27 protein-coding genes are annotated in these 25,031 nt (G+C 39.1%); 18 read left to right on the top strand and 9 right to left on the bottom strand.

All coding sequences use genetic code 11. The annotated features are described in order from the left end of the window. Positions 1-17 precede the first annotated feature (17 nt). The 9 genes from serS (at position 18) to IQ282_RS11010 (ending at position 8,662) form a co-directional block, all read left to right on the top strand. Complete coding sequence (serS, locus tag IQ282_RS11050) at positions 18-1,289, top strand: serine--tRNA ligase (RefSeq protein ID WP_194851911.1); 1,272 nt, start codon at positions 18-20, stop codon at positions 1,287-1,289. 6 nt (positions 1,290-1,295) lie between these two features. Then, positions 1,296-3,086, top strand: coding sequence for a tetratricopeptide repeat protein (locus IQ282_RS11045; RefSeq protein ID WP_194851910.1), 1,791 nt, complete (start codon positions 1,296-1,298; stop codon positions 3,084-3,086). A gap of 3 nt (positions 3,087-3,089) precedes the next feature. Next, positions 3,090-3,419, top strand: coding sequence for a DUF4286 family protein (locus IQ282_RS11040; RefSeq protein ID WP_194851909.1), 330 nt, complete (start codon positions 3,090-3,092; stop codon positions 3,417-3,419). A gap of 12 nt (positions 3,420-3,431) precedes the next feature. Continuing rightward, positions 3,432-3,791 carry a hypothetical protein gene (locus tag IQ282_RS11035; protein WP_194851908.1) on the top strand — a complete coding sequence of 120 codons (360 nt, stop codon included), beginning with the start codon at positions 3,432-3,434 and terminating at the stop codon, positions 3,789-3,791. A 21-nt stretch (positions 3,792-3,812) separates the two neighbouring features. Continuing rightward, the gene (gene rsmA / locus IQ282_RS11030; RefSeq protein WP_194851907.1) at positions 3,813-4,664 is read left to right on the top strand and encodes a 16S rRNA (adenine(1518)-N(6)/adenine(1519)-N(6))-dimethyltransferase RsmA; all 852 of its coding nucleotides are present in this window, start codon (positions 3,813-3,815) and stop codon (positions 4,662-4,664) included. 513 nt (positions 4,665-5,177) lie between these two features. Next, positions 5,178-6,527: a magnesium transporter gene (gene mgtE, locus IQ282_RS11025; protein ID WP_194851906.1), complete on the top strand. Its 1,350-nt coding sequence runs from the start codon at positions 5,178-5,180 to the stop codon at positions 6,525-6,527. Between the two features lie 116 nt (positions 6,528-6,643). Then, the gene (locus tag IQ282_RS11020) at positions 6,644-7,120 is read left to right on the top strand and encodes a hypothetical protein (protein ID WP_194851905.1); all 477 of its coding nucleotides are present in this window, start codon (positions 6,644-6,646) and stop codon (positions 7,118-7,120) included. Positions 7,121-7,162: 42 nt separating this feature from the next. Beyond that, positions 7,163-8,104: a 2-hydroxyacid dehydrogenase gene (locus IQ282_RS11015; RefSeq protein WP_194851904.1), complete on the top strand. Its 942-nt coding sequence runs from the start codon at positions 7,163-7,165 to the stop codon at positions 8,102-8,104. A 174-nt stretch (positions 8,105-8,278) separates the two neighbouring features. After that, entirely contained in the window at positions 8,279-8,662 is a 384-nt protein-coding gene (locus IQ282_RS11010) for a TM2 domain-containing protein (protein ID WP_194851903.1), read from the top strand. Positions 8,663-8,722: 60 nt separating this feature from the next. On the opposite strand, the gene IQ282_RS11005 is transcribed toward IQ282_RS11010, so the two are convergent. The 4 genes from IQ282_RS11005 to IQ282_RS10990 are packed head-to-tail and all read right to left on the bottom strand — an operon-like array spanning position 8,723 to position 13,410. Next, positions 8,723-9,763, bottom strand: coding sequence for a carboxypeptidase-like regulatory domain-containing protein (locus IQ282_RS11005; protein ID WP_194851902.1), 1,041 nt, complete (start codon positions 9,761-9,763; stop codon positions 8,723-8,725). Positions 9,764-9,771: 8 nt separating this feature from the next. Continuing rightward, on the bottom strand, positions 9,772-11,607 hold the full coding sequence (locus IQ282_RS11000) for a GNAT family N-acyltransferase (RefSeq protein ID WP_194851901.1): 1,836 nt from the start codon (positions 11,605-11,607) through the stop codon (positions 9,772-9,774). Between the two features lie 46 nt (positions 11,608-11,653). Continuing rightward, the gene (locus IQ282_RS10995; protein WP_194851900.1) at positions 11,654-12,940 is read right to left on the bottom strand and encodes an aspartate kinase; all 1,287 of its coding nucleotides are present in this window, start codon (positions 12,938-12,940) and stop codon (positions 11,654-11,656) included. Next, the gene (locus IQ282_RS10990) at positions 12,937-13,410 is read right to left on the bottom strand and encodes a GNAT family N-acetyltransferase (RefSeq protein WP_194851899.1); all 474 of its coding nucleotides are present in this window, start codon (positions 13,408-13,410) and stop codon (positions 12,937-12,939) included. The genes IQ282_RS10995 and IQ282_RS10990 overlap by 4 nt, the downstream gene beginning before the upstream one ends. A 114-nt stretch (positions 13,411-13,524) precedes the next feature. Here IQ282_RS10990 and fbp point away from each other — a divergent pair, with 114 nt between their 5' ends. Further along, a complete protein-coding gene (gene fbp / locus IQ282_RS10985) occupies positions 13,525-14,544 on the top strand; it encodes a class 1 fructose-bisphosphatase (RefSeq protein ID WP_194851898.1) in 1,020 nt (339 codons plus the stop codon). 130 nt (positions 14,545-14,674) lie between these two features. On the opposite strand, the gene IQ282_RS10980 is transcribed toward fbp, so the two are convergent. Together IQ282_RS10980 and IQ282_RS10975 are read right to left on the bottom strand one after the other, a co-directional pair. Then, complete coding sequence (locus IQ282_RS10980; protein ID WP_194851897.1) at positions 14,675-15,100, bottom strand: tellurite resistance TerB family protein; 426 nt, start codon at positions 15,098-15,100, stop codon at positions 14,675-14,677. A gap of 56 nt (positions 15,101-15,156) precedes the next feature. Then, entirely contained in the window at positions 15,157-16,095 is a 939-nt protein-coding gene (locus tag IQ282_RS10975; protein ID WP_194851896.1) for an NAD-dependent epimerase/dehydratase family protein, read from the bottom strand. 15 nt (positions 16,096-16,110) lie between these two features. Between IQ282_RS10975 and IQ282_RS15045 the strand changes: the two genes are divergently transcribed. The 8 genes from IQ282_RS15045 (at position 16,111) to IQ282_RS10940 (ending at position 23,863) form a co-directional block, all read left to right on the top strand. Further along, on the top strand, positions 16,111-16,236 hold the full coding sequence (locus IQ282_RS15045; protein ID WP_262893094.1) for a hypothetical protein: 126 nt from the start codon (positions 16,111-16,113) through the stop codon (positions 16,234-16,236). Positions 16,237-16,347: 111 nt separating this feature from the next. Continuing rightward, positions 16,348-17,028, top strand: a complete 681-nt coding sequence (locus IQ282_RS10970; protein WP_194851895.1) for a hypothetical protein — start codon at positions 16,348-16,350, stop codon at positions 17,026-17,028. A gap of 79 nt (positions 17,029-17,107) precedes the next feature. Further along, on the top strand, positions 17,108-17,638 hold the full coding sequence (locus IQ282_RS10965; protein WP_194851894.1) for a hypothetical protein: 531 nt from the start codon (positions 17,108-17,110) through the stop codon (positions 17,636-17,638). A 54-nt stretch (positions 17,639-17,692) separates the two neighbouring features. Beyond that, entirely contained in the window at positions 17,693-18,745 is a 1,053-nt protein-coding gene (locus IQ282_RS10960) for a ligase-associated DNA damage response exonuclease (RefSeq protein WP_194851893.1), read from the top strand. Positions 18,746-18,905: 160 nt separating this feature from the next. Then, complete coding sequence (locus IQ282_RS10955) at positions 18,906-19,274, top strand: hypothetical protein (RefSeq protein WP_194851892.1); 369 nt, start codon at positions 18,906-18,908, stop codon at positions 19,272-19,274. Next, positions 19,271-20,986, top strand: coding sequence for an ATP-dependent DNA ligase (locus IQ282_RS10950; protein WP_194851891.1), 1,716 nt, complete (start codon positions 19,271-19,273; stop codon positions 20,984-20,986). The genes IQ282_RS10955 and IQ282_RS10950 overlap by 4 nt, the downstream gene beginning before the upstream one ends. 47 nt (positions 20,987-21,033) lie before the next feature. Further along, the gene (locus IQ282_RS10945) at positions 21,034-21,402 is read left to right on the top strand and encodes a hypothetical protein (RefSeq protein ID WP_194851890.1); all 369 of its coding nucleotides are present in this window, start codon (positions 21,034-21,036) and stop codon (positions 21,400-21,402) included. Between the two features lie 4 nt (positions 21,403-21,406). Beyond that, positions 21,407-23,863: a ligase-associated DNA damage response DEXH box helicase gene (locus tag IQ282_RS10940; protein WP_194851889.1), complete on the top strand. Its 2,457-nt coding sequence runs from the start codon at positions 21,407-21,409 to the stop codon at positions 23,861-23,863. 95 nt (positions 23,864-23,958) lie between these two features. Here the strand turns inward: IQ282_RS10940 and tnpA are convergent, their stop codons facing one another. The 3 genes from tnpA to IQ282_RS10925 form a co-directional block, all read right to left on the bottom strand. After that, entirely contained in the window at positions 23,959-24,360 is a 402-nt protein-coding gene (gene tnpA / locus IQ282_RS10935) for an IS200/IS605 family transposase (protein ID WP_194851888.1), read from the bottom strand. A gap of 85 nt (positions 24,361-24,445) precedes the next feature. Next, positions 24,446-24,712: a plasmid stabilization protein gene (locus tag IQ282_RS10930; protein ID WP_194851887.1), complete on the bottom strand. Its 267-nt coding sequence runs from the start codon at positions 24,710-24,712 to the stop codon at positions 24,446-24,448. Continuing rightward, positions 24,712-24,963 carry a hypothetical protein gene (locus IQ282_RS10925; RefSeq protein WP_194851886.1) on the bottom strand — a complete coding sequence of 84 codons (252 nt, stop codon included), beginning with the start codon at positions 24,961-24,963 and terminating at the stop codon, positions 24,712-24,714. The genes IQ282_RS10930 and IQ282_RS10925 overlap by 1 nt, the downstream gene beginning before the upstream one ends. Positions 24,964-25,031: the final 68 nt, after the last annotated feature.

Genomic DNA, 25,031 nt, shown 5'->3' with positions numbered 1-25,031 from the left:
TAAATTAGAATTGCCTTATGTTACAAATTGCAGCCATACGCGAGCATAAAGAAAAATTTGCTGAAGCCTTAAAAAAACGAAATATCGATGCTAATCCTATGTTGGATAAAGCCCTATCGATTGATGAAAATAGAAGAAATCTTCAAGCAAAACTGGATGAAACATTGGCAGAAAGCAACAGGCTTTCTAAACAGATAGGAGATCTTTTCAAATCTGGAAAAACTCAAGAAGCAAACGAATTAAAAGAAAAAACAGGAAGCCTAAAAGAAGCTTCTAAAGTGCTTTCTGAGCTTCTAAACAATGCCGTGGAAGCATTGCAGCAAGTTCTGTACACCATACCAAATATCCCACAAGATTCCGTACCGGCAGGAAATAGCGATACCGATAATGAGGTCGTTTCTGAGCATGGCGATATGCCTAAACTAATGGATAATGCTTTACCTCACTGGGAACTAGCTAAGAAGTTTGACATTATTGATTTTGAGTTGGGCAATAAAATTACAGGTGCAGGATTCCCTGTTTATAAAAGTAAAGGTGCCCGTTTACAACGTGCTTTGATCAACTATTTCCTTGATAAAAACACAGAGGCCGGCTATACGGAAATGCAAGTGCCGCTTTTAGTAAATGAAGCCAGCGGCTTTGGAACAGGACAATTACCTGACAAGGAAGGACAAATGTATCATGTAGGAATTGATGATTTATATCTAATTCCAACGTCAGAGGTACCTATCACAAACATCTACCGCGGTGATTTGCTTGATCTTAAAGATCTGCCTATAACCATGACGGGTTATACACCCTGTTTCCGTCGTGAGGCTGGAAGTTATGGGTCTGATGTGCGTGGCTTGAACAGATTACACCAGTTTGATAAAGTCGAGATTTTACGCATAGAACACCCAAATAAAAGTGATGGTGCGCTGGATGCAATGGTTGTACATGTAAAGGGAATCCTAGAAGAGCTCGAGTTGCCTTATAGAATTCTACGCCTTTGTGGTGGAGATCTAGGCTTCACTTCTACCCTTACCTATGATTTTGAGGTTTACAGTGCTGCTCAGGAAAAATGGCTGGAAGTTAGTAGTGTTTCTAATTTTAAAGCTTTTCAGGCAAATCGCTTGAAACTGCGTTTTAGAAATGGAGAGAATGGTACAGAATTAGCGCATACTCTCAATGGGAGTGCGCTGGCATTGCCTCGTATTTTAGCTTCTATTCTGGAGAATTATCAGGTGGAAAACTACATCAACATCCCTAAGGCGCTGATTCCTTATTGTGGCTTTGAGCGTATCGATTAAATAATTATGAGTAAATTTTTGCTTTTATTAATTTTCTTATGTTGCTATTTGGCTCAAGGCCAAAGTTTGCAGCTAGCAGATAATTATGCAGAGCAAGGAGCGTATGAAAAAGCATATGCAATTTATGAAAAGGCTTATTTAACGAATAAGAGAAATTTTATCTACTTGTTTAAAATGGTTGAATTCCAGCAGCAACTGGAAAACTATCAGAAAGCAGACAGTCTGCTAGATCAAGGAGAAGAATTCTCTGCTAGCGAGATTCTTTTCCCAATTGAACGCGGTTACAATGCCAGTCTACAAGGAAAGGATAGTTTATCCGTATCATCCTATCGCAAGGCAATTGCACAAATCGATTCATTTCCAGAAAATGGCTATGTGATTGCCCAAGCCTTTGAACGCCGCAGTTTACTTGATCAGGCAATAACTAGCTATGAGAAAACAATGGCAGTTAATCCTAGATATGATTATAATTTTCAAACGGCTAGACTGTACGGTGAGCAAGGAAAGCTGGATTTAATGTTTGAAAAATACCTGAATCTCCTAGAAGCAAATGAGGATCTTGTCCCACGCTTGCAGGCTGTCTTTTCAGAATATATCACAGATGATCCCGCTAACTCTGGGAATCAGGCATTGCGAAAAGCACTTTTAATCAGGCTGCGTCAAAAACCAGCGCTTATCTATAATCAAATTCTGAGCTGGCTGTTTATACAACAGAAGGATTTCAACGCCGCATTTGTTCAAGAAAAAGCCATTTACAGCCGCACCAAAGAAAATATATTAAACCTTCAGGACCTCGCGCTCATCGCTCATGAAGAAAATGCAGATGAAGCAGCGCTTTATATTCTAGAATATATCATTCAAGAGACACAAGTGGAACGCTTAAAATATGCTGCTCAAACACTTGAATTAAAAATTAAGACAGATGCCGCAGTGACTAGCGAGTTTCCTGAGATAAAAATAGAATATCAAAAATTACTCACAGAATACGGTACCGATGTAAATTCGTTTTTTTTGCAACATAATTATGCCAATTTCCTGGCGTTCAAAACAGAGAATATAGAAGAAGCTGTTGCCTTGTTAACTAATTTAGAAAAACAGCAGTTAAGCAGGTATCAGCAAGCAGAGAATAAGATGCTACTGGCTGATATTCTGGTACTGCAGGAGCAATTTAATCGAGCCTTAATTTTATACAGCCAGATACAAACCGATTTACCAAATGCAGAGATCGCTCAGGAATCCCAATTTAAAGTAGCTCGCACCAGTTATTTTCAGGGAGATTTCCCATGGAGTTTGACCCAGCTAAAAGTACTGCGAGGTGCAACCAGTAAGTTAATTGCAAACGATGCCATGGAGCTGAGCCTGACGATAAGCGATCACTCCCTTTATGATACTACTTATGTGGCTTTAAAAGCTTTCGCGAAAGCGGAATTAAAACAATATCAAAACAAACGAACTGAAGCTATTGTATTGTATGACGCCTTATTGCGAGACCATAAAGGAGATCCCATTGAAGACGAGACATTATTAAACCAAGCGACACTTTTTGAGCTGGAAGCAGATTATTCTATGGCCGTAAAAAACTACCAGAACATTATCGATAATTACGGCACTGGAATACTGGAAGACGATGCCTTATACAGACTGGCGTTACTTTACGAAAACCAATTACAGCAGCCAGAAGAAGCAAAAAAACTTTATGAAAAAATCATTTATAACCATGCAGACAGCATCTTTTTTATTGATGCCAGGCGCAGGTTCCGCAAATTGCGAGGTGATTTTGAAACGACAGATTTATAGGATATGGTAATTTATAACGTGACCAGTAACATGGCACAATCATTAGAAAACAGTTGGCTGGAATGGACGCGTGAGCATATTGCTCAAGTACTGGGAACTGGTCTGTTTATGGATGCGAGATTGACTCGGGTTTTAGTAAATGAAGATGATGGCAGCAGTACATTCTCCGTTCAATACAAAGCCAGTAGCCGGGAAGCGCTAGAAATCTATCATGAAAAGTACTCAGAATCCTACATAAAGTTAGGGCACGAAAAATTTGGCGAGCAAGTATTATCTTTCAGAACAGAACTGGAGCTCATTGATGAATATCGAGTGACTGGAAATATGAATTAAATCCCACGAACGATGAAAACCAAATTGCTTCTTGTAATCACCATGTTTGTGCTGCTTTGCTCCTGCACTGACACGGTTGCAAACTTCAAGGTCGTTAATACAACTGATGAGAAGATTGAAAACTTTATAATCGAGCCTTCTGGTAGTACAAATGTAGATTTTGTGGATATAGATCCTAGGGAGTCTATAAAATATGAGGTGAACCTGGCTGATGTTCCTAAAACAGATGGTCATTACACGTTGTCTTATCAGAAAAACGGAAAGAACGTACAGGAGAAATTTGGCTATTACACAAACGGTCTTCCTCTCGATGGAACCGTCAGAATTGAAATCCTTCCTTTAATTGTAAGGATCACACCAGTTTCTAATTAGCAGAAACGCAACAAACGCACTTTGGCAAAAAAACAATTTAAAAGATACACCACTCAAGATAAGGGAGTCACAGCAAAAAAACACCTAGGACAGCACTTTTTAAAAGATGACGGTGTGGCCATGGACATTGCGGGAAGCCTAAGTTACAAAGGATACGACCAAGTACTGGAAGTAGGACCAGGAACAGGAATACTTACAAAACATATTTTGCGCAAGGGCATTAAAGTAACAGCCCTAGAATTCGATAGTGAGTCTGTGGAGTATTTAAAGCTTTCTTTTTCTATTGAGCATGCAAACCTAGTTTCTGCACAAACCTTTCAAGTTATTGAAACCGACTTTTTACAAAAGGACTTGAAGGAGATTTATGGTGATACACCTTTTGCTATTATTGGTAATTTTCCTTACAATATTAGCACGCAGATCGTTTTTAAAACGATAGAAAATAGAGATCAGATTCCAGAATTTGGTGGGATGTTTCAGAAAGAGGTTGCACAGCGCATTTGTGCGCTGCACGGTTCTAAAACCTACGGGATTTTATCTGTACTGACGCAAGCCTATTACCATGCAGAGTACCTGTTTACGGTAGGTCCAGAAGTTTTTGATCCACCACCGCGAGTTGAAAGTGGTGTATTGCGATTGCAGCGTAAAGAAGATTATGATCAGCTTTCCTGTTCTTACGATAAATTGCGTCAGGTGGTCAAACTAGCTTTCCAGCAGCGCCGCAAAACGTTGCGCAATTCTTTGAAATCTCTTGAGCTTCCAGATGAAATGCGCGATCGAGAACTATTCAGTTTAAGACCTGAACAAATCTCAGTAGCCGATTTTGTGACCTTAACAACAGAGATTGAATCCTTAGAAAGCAGCGAATCGTGAGTTGTGAGTTGTGAGTTGTGAGTTGTGAGTAAAATTCTGATTTTGAAGAACCGCCACCTTGAATTTGAAACTTTTTGACATCAATTTGTTGTTTGATGATTTTTGAAGATGAAAGGAGAATAAAAATAGTTTTTAGAAAATCAAATACTTTTAATTGCGACATCGTCAAGGATTGATTGCAGCAACACTCGAGAGTTCAAGTTTTAACTTTAAAATCATACCGAGTTCATTTCTATTTATAAATCCTTTTGTTTAATTGCTTTCAGGAGTTGATATTACTCGGTTGTTCCTCAATAATCAGTCGTTAATTTTAGGGCTAGGAACAGAATCCCTTTTACTAGATGGAATTTAATAATTGGATTCAATTTTAGGTTCCGTTCTAAATTCAATTCTAGGCTTGATTTTCTGTCAAGTTTCTAATCAGTTTTTAGAGCACTAGTTGTTATTCAAAGCACACTTGAAGTTTATTTTCTCTTCAATCCTATTATATTTGCCCATTACCAATCTTCATCTATGCAATTCCAGGCAACAGAACATTTTATTGACGATTTACAGGTCTTGATCCAGCAGCAGGAATCTGAAAGGGTTAAAGCGATCCTGGAAGATCTTCACTTTGCTGATATTGCAGAAATCATTGATGAACTTACCTTGAGTGAGGCCATTTTTGTTATTAAATTATTAGACAGTGTTACAACGTCTGAGGCTTTAATAGAGCTTGATGAAGATCAACGGGACCGCATTTTAAATGCACTATCACCACAGGAAATAGCTTACGAACTGGAAGAGATGGATACTGATGATGCCGCAGATATCCTGAATGATTTGCCAGATGCGCTTGCCAAAGAAATTATAAGCGCAATGGCAGATGAAGAGCACGTGGAAAACATCGTGGATTTATTGCGCTACGATGAAAACAGTGCTGGTGGTTTGATGGCCAAAGAGTTAGTAAAAGTTAATGAAAACTGGACAGTAACCGGTTGTGTGAGTGAGATGCGTGCACAAGCCGAAAACGTGACCAGAGTCCACTCTATTTATGTAGTGGATAACAATCAAAAATTAAAGGGAAGACTGTCTTTAAAAGATCTTTTAACCAGTCCAGAATCCACTCCTATCAAAGAGGTTTATATTCCTAAAGTGGATTATGTTTCCGTGAATGCTTCTGGGGAAGAAGTTGCTCGTATCATGCGTAAATATGATCTTGAAGCTCTTCCAGTAGTAGATGAGTTAGATCGTCTTGTAGGTCGAGTTACTATTGATGATATCGTTGATTTTATTACAGAAGAAGCAGAAAAGGATTACCAGCTAGCTTCTGGTATTTCTCAGGATGTTGAAGCAAACGCTAGCATCTGGCAATTGACCAGAGCCCGCTTTCCATGGTTGGTTTTAGGCTTGTTTGGTGGTATAGGAGCGTCTGCAATCATGGGAGTTTTTGAACCCTTGATGTCAGAGCATGCCATTCTATTTCTTTTCACACCACTTATTGCTGCGATGGCCGGTAATGTGGGAGTTCAATCCAGTGCGATTATCGTGCAGGGAATTGCAAATGATGATCTTAAAGGAAGCATAGGTAACCGGTTGATAAAAGAAGTTTTACTAGCAATGCTCAATGGACTGATGCTGGGTGTTCTACTTTTTGCCTACACCTATTTTTCAAAAGGTGACATGCTCATTTCCATTGCGATTTCATCAGCTTTATTTACCGTGATTATCGTGGCGGGACTCATAGGAACGTCCGTGCCTATTATATTGCACAAGCGCGGCATTGATCCCGCCATTGCTACTGGCCCATTTATTACAACAAGTAACGACATCTGCGGGATTTTGATCTACTTCTCACTGGCAAAACTGATCATAGGCATATAAATTGTTGAAGTGTTAGTATCTTATAGTTCAGTCCGCTTTCGCGAAAGCGGACCAAACAAAAAGTCTCTGCTACAAATGATGTAGCGTCAGAGCAGATTTCCCATTATCTTCACAGTATGAAAGCAGCAACAGCAAAGGAATTGCGAGACGAACTCAAGGATCGTACAGAAAGTGAGTTGCGTGAGATCGTATTGAGACTTTCCAGATTCAAAAAAGAAAATAAAGAATTATTATCCTACCTGCTTTTTGAATCGCATCATGAAGAAGATTATGTGGCTAATATTAAATCCACCATTGATCAAAAGTTACTAGAAATAAACTCGAGTAACGGTTATTATGCAAAGAAAGGAATCCGCCGGATATTGAAGGAAACTAAAAAGTTCGTGCGCTATTCTGGCAGCAAGGAAACAGAAGTGGCTTTACTGATTCATTTTTGTCGCAGTTTACAGGAAACGCATCCCAAATTATTGAATCTAAAAGCCGTCAAAGATATCGTTCAACGTCAGATTGTTCTTATCAAGGTGCGGGTTTCTACCTTACATGAAGATTTACAACATGATTTTGAGCAGGAATTAAACGATATCGATTACTAAAGAATCGATTTATTTGATGTAGTAATTTTTACCTTTGGAATCATGAAGATCCTACACCTAGATAGCAATCACAAAATATTAGAAGATAAACTGGCTGCCGCTGGTTTTGAAAATCACCACGACTATACATCTACAAAACAAGAAATCGCACACAAACTAGCTGAATACGATGGTCTGATTGTGCGCAGCCGGTTTCCCATTGATGCAGAATTTCTATCGTACGGGAAAAATCTTAAATGTATAGGTCGCATAGGTGCAGGATTAGAAAACATCGACCTTGATACTGCGCAGAAAATGCAGATTGAATGTTTCAACGCACCAGAAGGCAATCGCAATGCTGTTGCAGAGCATGCTTTGGGAATGCTTCTCTCCCTCTTCAATAAATTAAATAAAGCAGATCGTGAGGTACGGGAAGGCAACTGGGATCGAGAAGGTAACCGCGGTATCGAGCTTGATGGAAGAACTGTAGGAATTATAGGTTATGGCAATATGGGCAAAGCATTTGCAAAAAAACTAAAGGGTTTTGATTGCACAGTACTTTGTTACGACATTAAGGAAAATGTGGGAGATGAAAATGCAAGCCAGGTTTCTTTGTCAGAGTTGCAATCCAGATCAGAAATATTGAGTTTACACACGCCTCAAACACCGCAAACCACGCGAATGATAAACAGGGATTTCATTGCCAGTTTCAACAACCCATTCTATTTGATAAATACAGCTCGCGGCAGTGCTGTGGTTACAGAAGATCTCGTTGTTGCCATGGAGAATGGCACTATTCTAGGCGCCGGACTTGATGTTTTAGAATATGAAAAAACGTCATTTGAATCTATTTTCCGCGAAAGCGAGATTCCGCCAGCTTTCAAAAAACTTCTTACCATGGATAATGTAATCCTAAGTCCTCATGTGGCGGGCTGGACGGTAGAATCTAAATTGAAACTTGCAGAAACCATAGCTGATAAAATAATTGCTAAGTTAAAGTCTTAAATTCAAACGCTTTATTAAGTAGTACTTAATAGGAACATAATCCTATATTTTTGAGCACATAAATCAATCAGCATTATTCTTAATATAAATAGATATGAGAATACACATCTAAAAAATGGAGTCGTTAAATAAAAATAAGTCTATTTTTAAGCACCAATCTAAAATACAAACAACATGAGTACAGAAGGATACGACAGCACAGAAAAAAATGAAGGCTTTGATAACACAAAAAAAGAGGCTCAAAACAGTGCTAGAGATTTTAAACAAGGCTTTAATGACATGGTCAACGGGCAGGAAAACAAGAAATTGCTTGCTGGACTTTTAGGGATCTTTTTAGGCGGTTTTGGTATTCACAAATTCATTTTAGGATATAACAAAGAAGGGATTATTCTATTATCCATTTTTCTCGTTTCCATTCCTTTAATGTGTATCGTGGTAGGAATGATCACCATTTACATACCATTTATCATAGGTTTGATAGAAGGAATTATTTACCTCACTAAGTCTGATGAAGAATTTTACGAGATGTATCAAGTAGGTAAAAAACCTTGGTTTTAAACCTTTCTCTACCAAATAGAAAACCGCCTATCGGCGGTTTTTTTGTTCACTACTATCCTACTAGTTGTAATTGAGAGGCAACATCCCACCTATACCTAGTTGCGGAATGTAACCAGAAAGCATTATATCTCTAGGAGAAAGATTGTTGCCATATTTATCAATGTAAATAATGTGGCTCGTTAAATAGAGATCTGTTTGATTATCGTCGCGATCCTTTATAGAGTATTTCAGATTCCTAAAAGTTAACTTGAATACATCTGCCTCCGCGCGTACTCTTATATGATCTTCGGGATTGACACGGAAGCCGTTGAAATGTAAATCAAACTTATCGTCCGTCATCGTTTCATGGATTATAGATCTGTATAATTTAAGCTGAGCCAATTCATACGCCTTTTCACGTCGTCTATTTCTTCGCCGTTCACTTGGTCTTTTTGAATCGAGTTCTTGATAAAATGATGTTCCCGCTACAAAAGAGTTTTCAGCTACATACCGGTCTGGTCGATGTTCAATTAGAAAGGTCTTTTCTAATCCAGTATTATTTTTTAAAAATCTAAAATTAATTTCAAATTCTGATAGATCGTAAGAAATTGAATAGCCTAAATAATCATTCGTTAACAAGATCGGGTTATTTGATACAGCTGTTAATTGTTTGGTTTTGGTATTGAACCTCAAACGCACATCTTTTAGATTGAGAATTTTACAATCTTCCAGCGATCTAATGCCTACAAAATACTTGAGGAAAAGAGCCTCCTTTGTTGCTCTATCCCATGGATCAGGGTCAATAACGATCGCATCGAGATTATTAGTTTGTTCTGACATCTTGATGAGACTCAAATTGACATTTTTGGGGTCTAGAATCTCGATTTTCTCGTAGCCCAAATAAGCGAATACCAATGGCGCGTTGAATTCTGGGGAATAAGTAATACTATATTTACCATCTAGGTCAGAAACAACACCTGTAGAAGTTCCAGAAATATAAACGGCTACACCAGTTAAAGGTTCGCCAGATGAAGCATCTACAATTTTCCCTGAGATCTTAAAATCCTGAGATAGCGATGTAAGACTTAAAAAGAGACTTAAGAATACTAATATTGCTCTCATACTAATTATTATTCCTTTTCGGGTTCTTTTTCCTCACCGTTATTCTTGAAATACTTCTCTTCCATTTCGGCTTGAAATTCTTCCATTACCGGTTTGACGGTACTTTCAGGAAGGTCTGCAATTCTAATGTACATTAATCCATCGATCGCGTCGTTGAATAATGGGTCTACATTGAATGCAATAACCTTAGCATTTTGCTTTACATATTTTTTGATCAATACCGGCAATCTCAACTCGTTAGGCTCTAGTTCATCGATAAGCTTGTCAAATTTATTAAGATCTGCTTCTGATGCGTCAAAGATGAAGTCCTTGTCAGCATCTTCTAGTTTAACTTTAAATTCCTTTTTTGCCTTTATGAATTGTGCGAGATAGGGATCGTAGTAATTAGACTTCATGAACTCAATCATCAGTGATTTTGAGAAGTTGGAAAATTTATTACTGATACTCACACCACCTATTAGGTATTTGTAATTTGGAAATCTTAACGTGCAATGAACAATACCTTTCCATAGAAGGAATAGCGGCATTGGTTTTTGCTGATATTCTGGGATGATGAACGCGCGACCCATTTCTATAGATTCACTCATCATTTTATAAGCATCTACGTCAATGTTAAACAACTCATTCAAGTAAAAACCTTCAATCCCGTGCTCTTTAAAGATCTCTTCTCCCATTCCCATACGATAAGCACCGGCAATCCTATTTGCTTCATTATCCCACAAAAACATTTGATGGTAATATTCATCAAATTCATCTAGGTCAATAGACTTATTAGTTCCTTCTCCTATCTGTCTAAACGTAATTTCTCTAAGCCTTCCTAGTTCCCTAAGTATTTGAGGTATATTTTCAGATTTTGCCAAGAAAACTTCATAATTCTTAGATATGAGCAGTCGCTTTTCATTTTCCCGCAATTTCTTTACCTCAAGAATCATCGCCTTAGAATCACCGGTCTTGATTATTTTCTGGGGTGGAGCCTTAGGCAGTTTAATATTCTTAGGTATATCCATGAGCTTCACTGATTCTTTATCATAAGCCTTAGAAAGCATGTAAGTCTTTCTCCTCAAGAAATCAGTAAAATCCTCTAAAGTCGTATGCTCTTTTTGTTTAGCTACAGGAATGGCATTTCCTACACGTACGATGATAGTTCTGCGTTTCTGCGTCAGAGTTTCAGAAGGTAACTTTGCGGTACGGAAGGTGTCAGAAACCTTTGCAAGCCAGTAGAATAGCCTGCTGTTTTTTGCATGAAAATAAATAGGTATTACCGGTACTTCAGCCCGTTGTATCAATTTCATGGCAGATGGTTCCCATGGTTTATCCACCACAAGCTTCCCATCGCGGTAAGTAGAGACCTCTCCAGCAGGAAATATCCCCAATGGCAAATCATTCTTCAAATGGCGCATTGCCTGCATAAATCCTGATTTTGAAGATTGGGCATCCTTATGCTCCTCAAACGGATTTACAGGTAGAATATATGGCTTTAAAGGCTCAATGCGATGCAGTAGAAAATTTGCAATTATTTTAAAGTCTGGTCTTCTATCAACCAGTAGTTTCAATAATAAAATACCGTCCACACCACCTAGTGGATGATTTGAAATAGTAATAAAACCACCAGTTTTAGGTATGCGCCGCAAGTCATCCTCAGGAATTTTAAACTGTATTTGAAGATCCTCCAGCACACCATCTAAAAATAAGCCTCCCTGCTTATCCTTATTTCTATCGTAGATTTTATTGAGCGTGGATATGCGTAAAAGCTTCATAAGCGTCCAGCCTCCAAACTTTCCTAGTAAACCGTATTTCTCAATATTGATCGCTTTTGCTACCTCATCTGCACTTACAAGACTCATAAATTCTATCTACCTATTCTAACAAATATAACACTTCAATCAATGACTAATCCTGCACTACTAATTGCAATGTATCTTGAGCTCTCTGTTTCAACAATACATTTTTCCCATGCTCCATATCTTCAATAGTATCACCATCGTAATGGCGTACTGTAAAAAGAGAAACTCCCGTCACATGACTCACTTTGAATTTTTTTTCTAGTCCTTTCAGTAATGTAGAAATACGCCCATACTTATCCTCGATACATAATGAGAAACTAATAGCACTATTTTGCAATAGCCCTACCTGCATCTTGTTCTCACTTAGTTCATGAAAAATATCTGATATATTGCTTTCCCCTATAAAACTAAAGTCTCGAGAAGATATTCTCAAAAAAACCATGTTTTTGCGTACAATAAAACAAGGCGTGGTAGGTACTAAATGTTTACTGGAGGTAATTACAGAACCTACACTTTTAGGGTTCAAAAAAGACTTCACGTTAAGCGGTATGCCTTTGCGTTGCAGTGGTTGCAGTGTTTTTGGATGAATTACAGAGGCTCCATAAAATGCAAGCTCGATGGCCTCATCGTATGGGATTTTTTCTAGTAAAACTGTATTCTTAAACACTCGTGGATCTGCGTTTAAAACTCCGGGAACATCTTTCCAGATGGTGACTTCAGCAGCGTCCAAACAATACGCAAGAATAGCTGCCGTATAATCACTTCCTTCCCTTCCCAGTGTGGTTGTAAAACCATTCTCGTCCGACCCTATAAAACCTTGAGTGATAAAAAGCTCGTCGCTGCATTGCTCTAAAATTTGCTTTTCTGTTTGCTCCCAATCGACTGTTGCATCTCGATATTTATTATCTGTCCTGATCAACTGGCGTGCATCTTTCCACTTTACTGGAATGCCGCAAGCTTTGAGAAAAGCAGTGACAATCCTAGTGGACATTAATTCACCATGACTGACAACCTGATCGTAGAGAAAACTGTAGTTCCTACTTTTATTACGCAATAATTCGCCCTTGAGGGATTCAATAATGGCTTTGAGATCCTTGTCAATTCCGCTTTCGCGAAAGCGAACTAAACTTTCATCATCTATACCTTCTGACGGCTTTTTGAGATCTTCAATAATTGCAAGGTGTGCTTCATACAAAACGTCGATTTGCTTGAGGTAAACACTATCATTTGATTTATAACTTGCTATTATAATCTCTAATGCGTTAGTTGTTTTACCCATGGCAGATATCACAATTCCCAAACGGTCTGTCCCCATGGTTTTTAGAACTTTCCCCACGTTGCGTATACCAACGGCATCTTTTACAGACGCTCCTCCAAATTTATATATTCTCATTTTTCCAAATATTGAGCCAGTGATACTCCATCCATTTGTACTAAATGCCATCCCGGGATAATTGTCGCGCCACTACTTTTATAAAAATCAATGGCTCCTTTATTCCAGTCTAAAACAACCCATTCCACACGACGAACATTTTGAGCATGCGCAAATTCAAGTACGCGATTGTACAAGGCTTTGCCTAGACCTTTTCCTCGCATTTTATGGGTAACTATTAAATCCTCTAAATGGATAGATTTACCTTTCCAGGTAGAAAATCGAGGGTAACATAATGCAATGCCTTCAATCTTATCATCATATTCACCTATGAAACAGGTGAATAACGGCGGTTTTGAAAAGGCATGTTTTTGAAGTTCTTCAACCGTTACCTCAACGGCATCTGGCTCCTTTTCAAATGTGGCAAGCTCTTGAATCAATTCCAGAACTCGAGGGTAATCTTTTTCTGTAGCTGGGCGTATGTTAATCATGAGAACAAAGAAAAGTCAAAAAAGGAAGGATGTCATTATCTAATGGCAAAAAGTCAGTCACGATAACGATATAGTGGTTCCTTAAATATATCTTTGTTCCCTACAAAATCTTTCATGGCACGCATCAATCAATCTCTAGGCGAATTTATAATTGAGAATCAAACTGAATTTGCCTACAGCAGCGGCGAGCTTTCCAGACTTATCAATTCCATACGATTAGCTGCCAAAATGGTGAACCATGAGGTCAATAAAGCCGGACTGGTAGATATTACTGGTAGTGTAGGCGCTATTAATACTCAAGGAGAAGATCAACAAAAACTGGATGTTTTTGCTAATAATGTGTTTATTCAAACCCTAACCAACCGCGAAATTGTATGCGGCATTGCTAGTGAGGAAAATGAAGACTTTATTACAATCGCAGGAAGTCATGGCGATCATAAAAATAAATACGTGGTCCTAATTGATCCACTGGATGGAAGTTCTAATATAGATGTGAATGTATCTGTAGGTACCATTTTCTCTATTTACCGACGAGTAACTCCTACGGGAACCCCTGTTACTTCAGAAGATTTTCTGCAACCGGGAAATTTACAAGTTGCCGCAGGATATATTGTTTATGGAACCTCTACGATGCTGGTTTATACCACGGGTCACGGTGTTAATGGTTTTACACTCAATCCCGCACTGGGAACTTATTACCTATCACATCCTAACATGAAATTTCCTGAGGAAGGACGCATTTATAGCGTTAATGAAGGAAACTATGTGCACTTCCCTCAAGGAATTAAAGATTACATCAAATACTGTCAGGAAGAAGAAGGTGATCGTCCATACACCAGTCGTTATATAGGAAGTCTGGTAAGTGACCTGCACCGCAATATGATCAAGGGTGGTATTTATATGTACCCCAAAAGCTCCAAGGCAGCTACCGGAAAACTAAGATTACTTTATGAATGCAATCCCATGGCTTTTATCGTCGAGCAAGCTGGTGGTAAAGCAAGTGATGGTCATACTCGCATCATGGATCTCAAACCTACAGAACTTCATCAACGTGTGCCCTTTATTTGTGGGAGTATAAGAATGGTTGAAAAGGCTGAGGAGTTTATAACAGCCGCAAACAAAAATCATGAATAGAAACTTGAGACAAAGCGTGCAATAATTCAAAGCTTTCTCCCTCAGGAATAAATCATTAAAAAAACCGAAAATCCATTTGTAAATGGATTTTCGGTTTTTTACTTTAGAGCTTTTGCTCACATAAAATTAACTATCTGTTTTTATTGAGCAAATATCTGTAATCTTCTAGATTCAATGTTCCGTTAAATATCTCTATGGAACGTTTTACCAGGTATTCCGCATCTGCATCATTGTAACCTAGTGCAGTTGCATATTTTCTAAGCAACTTGTGCTCTGGCTCATCCATTTGATGATCTACAAAAACAATTTTAAACAAATCGTGCAACCACTGCATGCGCTCCTCACTAGTGTTAGGAGGCGTTACTGGATAAGAATGTGGATCCTTCATTATCTCAACATAATCAGAATCAGAAATATCTAGAACTTGCTTGAAACGTAACAATTGTACTGTTTCTTCTTCTTTAATTCCAGAAGATTGTGCTAACGCAACGATCGTGGCAAAATGACTTTTATTTTTGGAGCTTTCCCCAGATTCAAATAATGATGAAAATGACATAATTCTATTTTAATTGAGTTGCAAATATAATAATATGACTCTGTAGACGGCTTGTTCTATTTTAGATGTTCTAGCATTTCTACGACAACTTTCTCGAGATCATATCTCGCGGTCCATTTCCAGTCTTCTCGGGCAGCCGTATCCTCAATGGAACTAGGCCAGCTGTCGGCAATTTGCTGACGGGAGTCTGGCTCATAATTAATTGAAAAATCAGGCAGATGCTTTTTAATCTGGTTTGCAAGTTCTGCAGGAGTAAAACTCATCCCGCTCAAGTTATAGGAAGATCTTACTTTAACCTGGTCTGCTGGTGCATCCATAATTTCTAGAGTGGCCCGTAAAGCATCCTCCATATACATCATAGGCAGAGCGGTATTTTCAGAAAGAAAGCTGGTATAACTGTTATTTTCTAGTGCTTGATGGAAAATATCGATCGCATAATCTGTGGTTCCACCACCAGGCAACGTTTGCCATGAAATAAGACCGGGATAACGTATGCTGCGTACATCCACTCCATATTTCTCATGGTAATACTCACACCAGCGTTCGCCAGTTTGCTTGCTAATTCCATAAACGGTACTAGGTTCCATGATGGTATGCTGCGGTGTATTCGTTTTAGGCGTTGTAGGACCAAAAACGGCAATACTGGACGGCCAGAAAATCTTGTTTATTTTACCTTCCTTAGCGAGATCAAGGACATTAAAAAGCGAATTCATATTGAGTTTCCATGCCTTATCTGGAAATTTCTCTCCAGTGGCGCTCAACATCGCTGCCATCAAGTACACTTCTTCCACTTCATAATGAAGACAGATGTTTTCCACCTTATCAGCATCCATCGCATCCATAATCTCAAAAGGACCAGATTTCATCAACATTTCATTTCCCTCGCGTATATCGCCAGCAATGACATGATCATTTCCATGAATTTCACGCAGTCGCATAGTGAGTTCTGTTCCTATTTGGCCACAGGCACCTATGACGAGAATTTTAGTAGGCATAAAAAATATCGTTTGGTGACAAAGATACAAGAGGTTTTTAGCATAGACAGCAGCATTGTGATGCAGATAACTGTGGTTAAGTCCGCTTTCGCGAAAGCAGAAAAGTCAGGACAATCAATCACTTTCAAGAATTTAACTTAATTCATTACAGAAACGATAACAATTGTTAACTATCATTTATAATAAATTATAGATTTAACAAAGTTGGAAGTCTATAAATTTGACCATCCAATGAATCAAAAAAATAAAATCATGAAAAAGAATCTAATTATCGCAGCATTTGCTGCAACAGCACTTATCGCTTGTAAGAACGATGATAAAACAGATGACGACTTAACGGACGACAACGCAATGGTAACGGAAATGGATATGGACGAGCCTGCCGATAACACAGATATGGCCAAAACCGATTATACCCAACCGGAGGTTTCTAAAATGCAACAAGATTTTGCTGAAGCTGTAGAAGTTAAGGACGGTAAAGCAAACAATGTAAAAGGATGGATGATTTACAATAATGTAAATGATGACATTAAAATGTTGACCAGTGCTAAGCCAGATGCTAGAATGACATCTGCTCAAAAATTAAGAACAGATTTTAACGAGCTGAGAAATACGCTTCCTGAATACCTCAATGTGCGCAGGGTAAGACGAGCTATTGATAAAATAGATGCTAGAATTACCAATTATGAGGAAGATGTTCTAGACACTGACGTTGATGAAAAGAGAACCAAGAAAAACCTTGAAGACATCAATGATGCGTACATTAATTTATCAGAACAAATCGCAAAAGCTCGTGAGCAATACATAGATAATAAAGAAGATGCTATTGAAGAATATCTTGAGGAAATCAATGATATCGACAAGAACATGACCTATGAAGAACGTTTGAGAGATGCTCGTGAAGAGTATAATGAAGAAATGAAGCAGAAATAGAACTTCATGTTCTATTGATTAAAGCATCGCCGTTAATGGCGATGCTTTTTTTATGTAGTTTTGATATGGTTTAGATTTTATGAGAAATTTCATTTTTATAGTAATCGGTTTTATTTTGATTTCTTGCAATGAGCAGGAAAAACAAGACGATACTCGAGATCCTATTAATCTTGCCGAGATAAATTTCGCATCTACTAAAATGGTACTTGTAGGCGACGCAAAAGCTGCTGCAAGTGACTGGGTAGAATATACCAGGTTAGAAACAGCACTTGAAAACTATGACCATAGCGTGAGTGCCACAGAACAAATGGCGTCCATCACTAGTGATATGCGCACCAGTATTCCACTAGAACTAAACAATCAACCTATTCGTTCCCGACTTTTAGTACTTCAAACTAAAATTAAAGTATACCAATCCTTTTTACAACATAGTTCAAAAACAGCGGCTGAACACCAGCAGCTTTACAATGCAGTAACCTTAGCCCTTGACAACTTTATAGGACAGCTCAACGAGGTTTACATCAGGGATCTTCAAATGAAAGAATTGATTGATGAACTTAAAGGTGAATTGCCTGATTCAGACGTTGTAGAAACTGACTCCCTTTCCTAATAAACTTCTCTTAAATGGGTGGCTACTTCCCTACTTGCTTGGTAATTTTAAGCAATGACCACACCTCTATTAAAATTCACGGATAAAGGCATTTATTGCCCTCCAGCTAAAGTTTATCTCGATCCCTGGAAGCCCGTTGACAAAGCGCTTATCACGCATGGACACGCAGATCACAGCCGTTGGGGTCATAAAAATTACATCACCCACCACGACAATGTACCTATCATTTCCCATCGTTTGGGGGATATTAATGTTTCTGGTGTCGCTCATGGCGAAAGCCTACTCATCAACAATGTCAAGTTTTCCTTTCATCCAGCGGGACACATTCCGGGTTCCTGCCAGATAAGAGTAGAACATAAAGATGAAATCTGGGTATTCACCGGAGATTATAAAACCGAGGATGACGGTATCTCAACACCCTACGAGCCCATAAAATGTGACACTTTTATAACAGAATGCACCTTTGGATTGCCGGCATTTAAATGGAGGCCACAAAACGAAGTCATGCACGACGTCAACGAATGGTGCGCACAAAATCATGCCGAGGGCAAAACCTCGATATTGTTTGCTTATTCCTTAGGAAAAGCACAGCGACTGATCAAACACCTGGATACATCCCAGATGAAAATCTATTGTCATGGTGCGGTTTTTAAAATGACGGAAGTCCTGCGGGAATTGATTGACTTCCCGCCTACATATCTTGTCACTAAAGACACTCCCAAAGAAGAGCTCAAAGGGAATATAGTAATTGCACCGCCCAGCGCACACGGCAGTGCATGGATGCGCAAGTTTGTGCCATACGCAACGGCTAGCGCCAGCGGCTGGATGACCTTCAGAGGCGCACGCCGCAGACGGGCTATTGACAAGGGTTTTGTTCTTTCTGACCATTGCGATTGGGATGGATTGTTGGAAAGTATTGAGGCTACCGGTTGTGAGAATGTGATTACCACGCACGGTTACCAAGAAATATTTGCCAGATACCTGCGGGAAGAAAAAGGCCTGAATGCCATCAGCGAGCGTACCCAATACGAGGGTGAGAACTTGAATGAGAATGAATCGGAAGGTGAGACGGAAACCGAAACAAAGTCTGATAAAATTGAGAAATAGCTGTTAGAGGTTAGAGGTTAGAGAAAAAATAGTCAATAGCTGGTAATGGGTAGAAATAGTTGAATAAAAACAAATGTTTTATAAATCAACAATCTTGAATTAATGCAAAATAAACTCCCTCTCCGCCGGAAAGGGCTGGGGTGAGGTAAATAAGAAACTAATGGGAATTATAAAAGACAACGACGATAATCTAGAGGAAGAGAACTTAACTTTCTTCTTTGATGGATCAAAAAAACTGCATGAGTTTGTAGAGAATAAGGAAGTGAACAATCACAAAACATTAAGTTCTAGCGGCAATACTAATGCTTCCAGTAGAATAGAAAATCATTTTATTAGTGATAATCTAATCTTTAAGCATCTGGATGAACACCCTACTCTGAACGTTCCTGAAAATGATAACAAAACTCTTGAATTAAAAGGGGACGATAAGACTAATAGACGTTCCAGCGCAGTTGAGAACAATACAGATAATACTAAATCTGATTCAAGAACGAATTCATCTTCAACTTCAAATCCGAGTTCATCATGAGGCAATTTGCAGAACTCATACGAACCATTGACGGCACGAACAAAACCACATTAAAGGTAGCTGCGCTTACCGAATACTTTAACGCAGCGCCAGAAGATGATAAGCTATGGACGATTGCTATCCTTTCACACCGCAGACCCAAAAGACCTGTCAACACAACGTTGATGAGAGAATGGGCGACAGAAATCAGCGGTATTCCCATGTGGTTGTTTGAGGAGTCCTATCATATTGTAGGAGATCTTGCAGAAACAATTGCGTTGATTCTACCTACCACCAGCGAACCTTCAGAAAAATCCTTATCTCAAATAATTCACGAATTGATCCTACTCCGCAAAAAAACGGACGAAGAAAAGAAAGAATACCTGCAGGAAAACTGGCTGAAACTCAACTATTACGAAAGATTCGTTTTCAATAAAATAATGACCGGCGGTTTCCGTATTGGAGTTTCCCAAAAATTGATGACTAGAGCACTTGCCGCATCAACGGGAATAGATCAAGATGTGCTTGCCCATAAATTGATGGGAAGCTGGACGGGAGAGAATACGACATTTCAGGAGTTGGTTTTTGAAGATAACGAGGTCGCCATGCGCGGCAAACCTTATCCGTTCTATCTGGCCTATGCGGTGGAAGGTGAAGTCAAGGATTTGGGAGATGTAAACGAATGGAGTGCAGAACATAAATGGGATGGCATAAGATCCCAAACCATTATTAGGGCAGGCGAATTATTTGTCTGGTCACGCGGAGAAGAACTGGTAACCGATAAATATCCAGAGTTTCAAAAATTTCTCGAAGTGATTCCCAATGGAACTGTCATTGATGGAGAGATTCTTCCTTATAAAAATGGGGAGATATTAAACTTCAATGATCTGCAAACAAGAATCGGCAGAAAAACAGTGGGTAAAAAATTACTGTCAGACGTTCCTGTGGTAGTGGTTGCTTACGATTTATTAGAGTGGGAAGGAAAAGATTTGAGAGATACGCCATTCATCGAGAGAAGAAAATTGCTAGAGCAACTAGTGAGAGCTGTTCAGGATGGAACTCCGTTTGAAGAGTTAAAAGATCAAACCGGCATTGAGGATACTAGTAATAATGGTTCTATCCGGCATGTGGTAAGCGATAAAGATGATACAACTACAGATGCGACATCATCAGTTCCATTAATGCTGTCAGAAACCATGCATTTTGATTCTTGGGAAGAAGTTGCAAAAGAACGCTCAAAAAGTACCGAACGCAAGTCAGAGGGTTTGATGTTGAAACGCAAGGACAGCCCATATTTAGTAGGTCGGAAAAAAGGCGATTGGTGGAAATGGAAAGTAGATCCATTTTCTGTGGATGCGGTGTTGACTTATGCCATGCGTGGTCATGGTAGAAGGGCTAATTTATATACAGACTATACCTTTGGATTATGGCAGGATGGCGAATTGGTCACTTTCGCGAAAGCGTACTCCGGACTAACCGATGTGGAATTTAGAAAAGTGGATGCATGGATCAAACGAAATACATTGGAGCGCTTTGGGCCGGTACGATCTGTGACGCCGCATCACGTTTTTGAGATTGCTTTTGAAGGAATCGCACCCAGTAAAAGACATAAATCTGGCGTGGCAACAAGATTCCCGCGAATCGTACGCTGGCGAACCGACAAACCCATTGAAGAAGCAAATACGCTGGATGATCTAAAAGCATTAATCCCTACGGAAGGGGGTTTTCTTTAAATATATTATCTTGATATAATTGATAAATTTCAAATAATTAATCGTTTATGAAAAATCTATTTTTATTGATAGCGTTTTGCTGCATCTTGAGTTCCTGTGCATCAAAAAAGGAAATAAGCACTATCGACTATTCCAAAATCTCACAAGACTTTGATAAGGAGAAACTTCTAGGAAAGTGGCTTACAAATATGCCATCAGAGTCTGGAAGTTATATCATGTTCAATGACGATAATACATTCAATACGGATGACAATAAACAAGGAACATTTAAAATAGAGAAAGACAGCATCTTCAAGAGATTTCCTGTTTTTGTGGCCAAAGGAAGACTTCTTGAACAGAAAGATAAAATGATTAATATCCTTTGGGGAAATTCAGAAGCTATCAAATATTACAGAGCAGATTTTAAACGCAATTAAATCCTTGAACAAAAAAGAACTCTACCATATCGCAGAAGATTTTTTCCAGCAACAAGGCTGGACGGCTTTTCCGTTTCAACGGCAGACTTGGGATGCTTTTTTGGCAGGTAAACATGGTTTACTTAATGCGCCCACGGGAAGCGGGAAAACCTATGCGTTATGGGTTGCTATTGTTCTTAATTATATTAAGAATAATCCAGATTATAAAAAGAAGCCTAAGAAAGGGCTGAAAGCAATCTGGATTACGCCGCTGCGATCACTTTCTAACGAAATTGAACAGACCTCGCAGCGGTTTGTGGACGGCATCGGTTTACCATTTACGGTTGGAATAAGGTCCGGCGATACACCCACTAAAGAGCGGGCCGCACAGATGAAAAACATGCCAGATCTGTTAATTACAACTCCGGAAAGCCTGCATTTGCTGCTGGGTTCAAAAGACCATCAAAAATTCTTTAGCAACCTCAACGCTATCGTGATTGACGAGTGGCACGAGTTATTGGGAACAAAACGCGGCGTTCAAATGGAGTTGGGTATTTCTCGCTTACTAGGATTGAGTAAAGATCTTAGGGTATGGGGAATAAGCGCGACTATTGGTAATTTAGAGCAGGCTAGACAGGTTTTACTGGGTGTCAATGAACATCGCTTTCGCGAAAGCGTACTCATCAAAGCAAATTTGAAAAAAGACATTGAAGTCAAGTCGATAATTCCAAAATCCATGGACAAATTCCCGTGGCGCGGGCATTTGGGACTGCATTTGATGAAAGAAGTGGTGGAAATTATTAACAACAGTAGGTCTACGCTCATTTTTACCAATACACGAGCGCAATGTGAACTTTGGTTTCAGGGTTTGATGACTAATTTTCCTGAGCTTGCCGGTGAGGTTGCCATGCATCATGGTTCGATCAACAAAGAAACCCGCAATTGGGTGGAAAATGCGATTAGAAATGAAAGTCTCAGAGCTTGTGTTTGTACCTCATCCCTCGATTTAGGAGTTGACTTTGCTCCTGTGGAAACCATAATTCAGGTGGGTGGACCCAAAGGTGTTGCTCGATTTCTACAGCGCGCTGGACGATCTGGACATCGCCCTGGCGAGACAAGCGTGATTCATTTTTTACCGACACATGCCCTTGAATTAATTGAGGCAAGCGCTCTTCAAAAAGCAGTTTCCACTCAGGCGGTGGAAGATCGCCTGCCCTATATTCTGTGTTTTGATGTGTTGATTCAATACTTATGCACACTGGCAGTCTCTGGCGGTTTCTATCCTGCAGAAATCTATCCTGAAATCAAGAATACCTTTTGTTATTCCAGCATTACAGATGATGAATGGGACTGGTGCCTGCGATTGATTGTTCATGGTAGCTCGTCGCTTCAATCCTATGATGAATATAAGCGGGTAACCGTTGAGGAAGATGGGAAATATGTGATTACAGACCGGATGATTGCCATGCGTCACCGCCTTCAAATGGGAACTATTGTAACGGCAACAACTATTACCGTTAAGTTTGTTACAGGTGGGTATATAGGTTCTATTGAAGAATATTTTGTCAGTAAATTGACTCGAGGAGATGTTTTTGTTTTGGGGGGACGGACGTTGGAATTCGTCCGCTTAAAAGGCATGGAAGCACAGGTCAGACTTTCCTCTAAAAAAAGGGCTCGGGTTTCAAACTGGCAGGGAAGCAAGTTGCCGTTAAGTGCCCAACTGGGCGAATTGCTGCGAGAAGAAATGGAGAATTTTCAGACCGGTAAAAAACGCACTCCAGAAGTTAAAGCGTTGCGGGAGATAATCATCCGCCAGCAACGAGAAAGTATTGTGCCGCTGCAAAGTCAGTTTTTGATTGAGACCTTTAAAACCAGAGAAGGATATCATGCGGTTTTTTATCCGTTTGAAGGCCGCTTCGTCCATGAAGCCATGGCAGGCGTGATTGCCTACAGGATTAGTTTATTGAAACCGATTACCTTTTCGCTAGCGTTTAATGACTACGGATTTGAACTTTTGAGTGATCAGGAATTTGATATGCAGGAGATTCTGGATAATAACTTACTGACTCCAGAAATGCTATCACAGGATCTACTCTCCAGCATGAATGCTACAGAAATGGCGCGGAGGAAATTCCGTGATATTGCGGTCATTTCTGGCCTGGTCTTTACCGGCTACCCCAATAAATTGATCAAAACCAAACATCTTCAAAACAGCAGCCAATTGTTGTTCGAGGTCTTCCGCGATAATGAACCAGAGAATCTATTGTTCCGCCAGGCTTATACCGAAACCTTTGAACAAGCAATAGAAGAATATCGATTGTTTGATGCATTGGAGCGTATTCAAACCCAAAAGATCGTCTGGAAGGCTTGTGAAAAACCGACACCTTTTTCCTTTCCTATTATTACGGATCGGTTACGGGAAAAGTTAAGTAGTGAGAAGCTGGCGGATAGAATTAAGCGGATGCAGTTGCAGTGGGAATAGCGCAGCGGTTGAATTTTAAAAAGAAATTTCAAAACAACGACAGTAGTTTCAAAGCTTTCCTAAGGGTAGAATTAATTCTACCCTTAGGAAAGTGGCTATGACATTTCTTCCAGATCTATGTCGACAGTACCTTTTTGATGATGTGATTTCTGATTCTTGATATAGTTTGCGATCATATCCACATCCTTTTTACTGACCGTAAAAGCTCCGTAACCTCTAGACCATTTAAATTGATCACTCATATCTTTCATAAATATTGAGCTCGAGCCTTTAAGATCTTTTACAAGTTTGGCAATGTTATCCTTGGCATTCATTTTCAATAGTACATGGACGTGATCTGGCATTCCATTAATCGCTAGTGGTATTTGATTTAATGCCTCAACCTTGTTCCATAGAAAATTGTAGAGTCCATTCTCCATATGAGCAACAACAAATTTTTGTCTTTGTTTACAGACAAACACCAGATGATAGTAAAGTTGTAGGTTATTTCGTGACATAAAAGAAAGATATGCCTTTTCTTGTTCCAAAGGGTGGACTTAAGTCCACCTTTTGGAAAAGGTCATCGCAAAGTTTTACCTCCGATTATGGAAAAATATCATAGATGTCTTCCCTTTTTACAAATCTAGCCAGATCCACTACGCCATCTGTATGATAAAAGCCTAACCGATATTTACCAATTCTCGTTCGATATGCGGTATCATGGTTCTTCAACTTGATAATATTGGAAATTGCAGATAGATCGTAAGAATTTTCCAACTCTATGATCTTAGACTTGATTGTTTTCTTCAGCTTTTTATCTGAATGCTTTTTTACGTCTTTAAAAAACGATTTTCTAAAGGTTACTTTCATTAGCTATCCAAAAAGTCCATTACCTCTTCTCGGCTAACATACTCGTCGTTCTCTGTTTCCATCATAAGAGCGAGCAATCCTACATCTTCCTTTTCCTCTTGAGATAATCGATCAAACTTCTCTTTTTCTTTATGTTCTACATAAAAAGAAACCGCTTTTTCCATCAAAGCCTTGACGCTCATATCCTCAAAAGCTGATAGTATTTTGAGTTTAAACAAAACCCTTTCATCTATATCTATGTTCTTTTTCATCTTGCGAGTTTTATATACCAAATATACATTTTATACATAATATCTGGAGTTAGAGTTTTATAGATTCC

Source organism: Nonlabens antarcticus (genome assembly GCF_015356755.1).
Lineage (GTDB): Bacteria > Bacteroidota > Bacteroidia > Flavobacteriales > Flavobacteriaceae > Nonlabens > Nonlabens antarcticus.
This window is presented reverse-complemented; position numbering and strand designations above follow the sequence as displayed.

Bases quoted from the DNA above. Each gene is read 5' to 3' on its own strand.
- IQ282_RS10975 (WP_194851896.1), bottom strand. From the start codon at position 16,095: ATGCCTACTAAAATTCTCGTCATAGGTGCCTGTGGCCAAATAGGAACA.
- IQ282_RS11035 (WP_194851908.1), top strand. From the start codon at position 3,432: ATGAAAACCAAATTGCTTCTTGTAATCACCATGTTTGTGCTGCTTTGC.
- IQ282_RS10980 (WP_194851897.1), bottom strand. From the start codon at position 15,100: ATGTCATTTTCATCATTATTTGAATCTGGGGAAAGCTCCAAAAATAAA.
- IQ282_RS11045 (WP_194851910.1), top strand. From the start codon at position 1,296: ATGAGTAAATTTTTGCTTTTATTAATTTTCTTATGTTGCTATTTGGCT.
- IQ282_RS11040 (WP_194851909.1), top strand. From the start codon at position 3,090: ATGGTAATTTATAACGTGACCAGTAACATGGCACAATCATTAGAAAAC.
- IQ282_RS10950 (WP_194851891.1), top strand. From the start codon at position 19,271: ATGAGGCAATTTGCAGAACTCATACGAACCATTGACGGCACGAACAAA.
- IQ282_RS10990 (WP_194851899.1), bottom strand. From the start codon at position 13,410: ATGATTAACATACGCCCAGCTACAGAAAAAGATTACCCTCGAGTTCTG.
- IQ282_RS10965 (WP_194851894.1), top strand. From the start codon at position 17,108: ATGAGAAATTTCATTTTTATAGTAATCGGTTTTATTTTGATTTCTTGC.
- IQ282_RS11005 (WP_194851902.1), bottom strand. From the start codon at position 9,763: ATGAGAGCAATATTAGTATTCTTAAGTCTCTTTTTAAGTCTTACATCG.
- serS (WP_194851911.1), top strand. From the start codon at position 18: ATGTTACAAATTGCAGCCATACGCGAGCATAAAGAAAAATTTGCTGAA.
- IQ282_RS11015 (WP_194851904.1), top strand. From the start codon at position 7,163: ATGAAGATCCTACACCTAGATAGCAATCACAAAATATTAGAAGATAAA.
- IQ282_RS10930 (WP_194851887.1), bottom strand. From the start codon at position 24,712: ATGAAAGTAACCTTTAGAAAATCGTTTTTTAAAGACGTAAAAAAGCAT.
- fbp (WP_194851898.1), top strand. From the start codon at position 13,525: ATGGCACGCATCAATCAATCTCTAGGCGAATTTATAATTGAGAATCAA.
- IQ282_RS10960 (WP_194851893.1), top strand. From the start codon at position 17,693: ATGACCACACCTCTATTAAAATTCACGGATAAAGGCATTTATTGCCCT.
- IQ282_RS10970 (WP_194851895.1), top strand. From the start codon at position 16,348: ATGAAAAAGAATCTAATTATCGCAGCATTTGCTGCAACAGCACTTATC.
- mgtE (WP_194851906.1), top strand. From the start codon at position 5,178: ATGCAATTCCAGGCAACAGAACATTTTATTGACGATTTACAGGTCTTG.
- IQ282_RS10995 (WP_194851900.1), bottom strand. From the start codon at position 12,940: ATGAGAATATATAAATTTGGAGGAGCGTCTGTAAAAGATGCCGTTGGT.
- IQ282_RS10955 (WP_194851892.1), top strand. From the start codon at position 18,906: ATGGGAATTATAAAAGACAACGACGATAATCTAGAGGAAGAGAACTTA.
- IQ282_RS11000 (WP_194851901.1), bottom strand. From the start codon at position 11,607: ATGAGTCTTGTAAGTGCAGATGAGGTAGCAAAAGCGATCAATATTGAG.
- IQ282_RS10945 (WP_194851890.1), top strand. From the start codon at position 21,034: ATGAAAAATCTATTTTTATTGATAGCGTTTTGCTGCATCTTGAGTTCC.
- tnpA (WP_194851888.1), bottom strand. From the start codon at position 24,360: ATGTCACGAAATAACCTACAACTTTACTATCATCTGGTGTTTGTCTGT.
- IQ282_RS11020 (WP_194851905.1), top strand. From the start codon at position 6,644: ATGAAAGCAGCAACAGCAAAGGAATTGCGAGACGAACTCAAGGATCGT.
- IQ282_RS10925 (WP_194851886.1), bottom strand. From the start codon at position 24,963: ATGAAAAAGAACATAGATATAGATGAAAGGGTTTTGTTTAAACTCAAA.
- IQ282_RS11010 (WP_194851903.1), top strand. From the start codon at position 8,279: ATGAGTACAGAAGGATACGACAGCACAGAAAAAAATGAAGGCTTTGAT.